The 2,305-nt window shown below is 42.4% G+C and carries 1 protein-coding gene and 1 pseudogene; both read left to right on the forward strand.

Translation table 11 applies throughout. The features are described from left to right. The first annotated feature begins 127 nt into the window (after positions 1 to 127). Positions 128 to 706, forward strand: a pseudogene (locus CDZ78_RS16470) (c-type cytochrome). A gap of 2 nt (positions 707 to 708) precedes the next feature. Further along, positions 709 to 2,196, forward strand: a complete 1,488-nt coding sequence (locus CDZ78_RS16475) for a cbb3-type cytochrome c oxidase subunit I (RefSeq protein ID WP_087870970.1) — start codon at positions 709 to 711, stop codon at positions 2,194 to 2,196. The last annotated feature ends 109 nt before the right edge of the window (positions 2,197 to 2,305 follow it).

Below are 2,305 nucleotides of genomic sequence, written 5' to 3' on the forward strand. Positions count from 1 at the left end.
GTTGGTTATTGGCGAATCATTTCTTATATTATGGTCATCGGTTACTTTTTCGCACCTATCGCTATCTGGCATTTGTGCAAACAAACCCATGACCAACCTGATTTAATCACTCCCCTGGAGAAAGAAAATGAGTGAAACACCTCGTTGGGCTTCCGAGTCCTTTTGGAAGAAAGTAGCTGTGTGGGTGACCGCTGGCTCTTTTTTAATTCTAGTTATTTTAACCTTTGACACCTTAAAACAAACCGCTGCTGGCGGGGAACGTGTCCCTGCTTATTCGGTTATCAATATGATGAAGACCTGCATAAGTTTATGCCCATCATTGACGGCGAGGAATTATTATTTGGTAAGGAATTTAGCGAAGAAGAAGCAGAGCAATTAGTAACGTTAGGTAAAAAACCACTCAGGCTAAAAACTGTATGAATTGCCATACACTATTAGGTAATGGTGCTTATTATGCACCTGACTTAACTAAGGCCTGGCTAGATCAAGGCTGGTTGAGCGTTGAGTTACGTGAAAGCAGATGCTGAAATTCCTCATGGACCCTGAAAAAAATGCACGTACTTTTGGTACTGGGCGGAAAATGCCTAACCTGGATATTACCCCCGAAGAAGCAAAAGGCGTTGTTGCTTTCTTAAAATGGATGTCCAGTATTGATACCAATGGCTTTCCTTATAATTTCACAACTATTTATGCAGAGGATGACTAATTATGAGTGCAAATACTGAAACGGTTAAACCTTCATTTCCAGATAAGCTAAAGTCTTTCCATAATTGGGCGGGCGTTGATGATAATACCTTAAATGATGGGCAAAAATTAGCCGTCAAATACTTTATGGGCGCGGTCATACTGTTTATCTTCCAGATTCTGTTTGGACTACAATTTATCGCACCAGGCTTCCTGTATGACATTCTAGACTTTAGTGTCAACCGCATGGTACATATTAATGCCATGATCTTATGGATGTTATATGGTTTTATCGGTTGTACCTATTGGTTATTAGAGGATGAAAGCGGCACTGAAATCGCAGGATTGAAATTTGGAATCTTAGGATTCTGGGTTCTATCAGCTGCTATTACAGTTGTTGTTCTCGTCTATTTATTCATTCAGACAGGTGCTGGTAACGACACGACTTTATGGTTAATTAATGAAGGTCGTGAGTATATTGAAGCTCCTCGCTGGGCAGATATTGGCATAGTCGTGGTCATGCTGATTTTCTTCTATAACGTAGTAATGACGTTTAGCCAGGGCCAATGGTCTGGTATTGCTGGTGTTTTAACTCTGGATCTAGTTGCTTTAGCAGGCCTGTATGTTGCAGGCATGTTCTATATGACTAATATCACTCATGAGCAATTCTGGTGGTGGTGGTGGGTAATACACCTTTGGGTTGAAGCAACCTGGGAAGTATTGGTCGATGTTATTATGGCCTGGTCATTAATGACTATCTTAGGGGTTAGCCGCAGAATTGTTACAACATGGCTATATATCGAAGTTGCACTTATGTTTGGCTCGGGAATTTTAGGCCTGGGGCATCATTATTTCTGGATTGGAACCCCTGAATACTGGCTTACTATAGGTGGATTTTTCTCCGCATTGGAACCGATTCCTCTAGTGGCAATGGTGGTACATGCGGTTTATGATTCAGGTGAACGTGGTTTTAAAAACATGAACCACCCTGCCATGGCCTGGTTGATTGCACATGCCTTTGGTAACTTCTTTGGCGCGGGTGTTTGGGGGTTTATGCACACACTGCCACAAATTAACTTATACACGCATGGAACACAATGGTCGGCATCACATGGTCACCTAGCCTTCTTTGGCGCCTATGCAACCATTAATATCGCGTTCTTTTATATTGCTATTCAACATTGGCGCGGTAATGTCTGGATGGGTGCTGATTCAATCAACTCATGGCGTTGGAAATGGGCACTGGCCTTACTCAATATTGGTGTACTCGGTATGACGATTGCCTTATTGATAGCAGGTTATGAGCAATCCTTTATAGAACGTGCAATCGGCGGCTCTACCTGGGCTGGCTATTTTGCCGCACAAACCCATCCTTCCTTTATGACTGCTATGCACTGGCGTATGCTTTTTGGGCTAGTCACAGCTTCAGGACTAGGATTATTAGTCTGGGACTTACTAACCATTGGTAAGGGTGAGACGCGTAAAGCGGAAGTAATTGCTCAATCAGAGTAAGTTTATTACAACTGTAGCTGGGTGGAACTTTTGTAAAACCCATCTACAGTCACCACGGTAGGCATAAAACCATTGCCTATCCTACTTGTTTTCAGAGATGTTACTAAGA

Source organism: Bathymodiolus platifrons methanotrophic gill symbiont (genome assembly GCF_002189065.1).
GTDB lineage: Bacteria > Pseudomonadota > Gammaproteobacteria > Methylococcales > Methylomonadaceae > Methyloprofundus.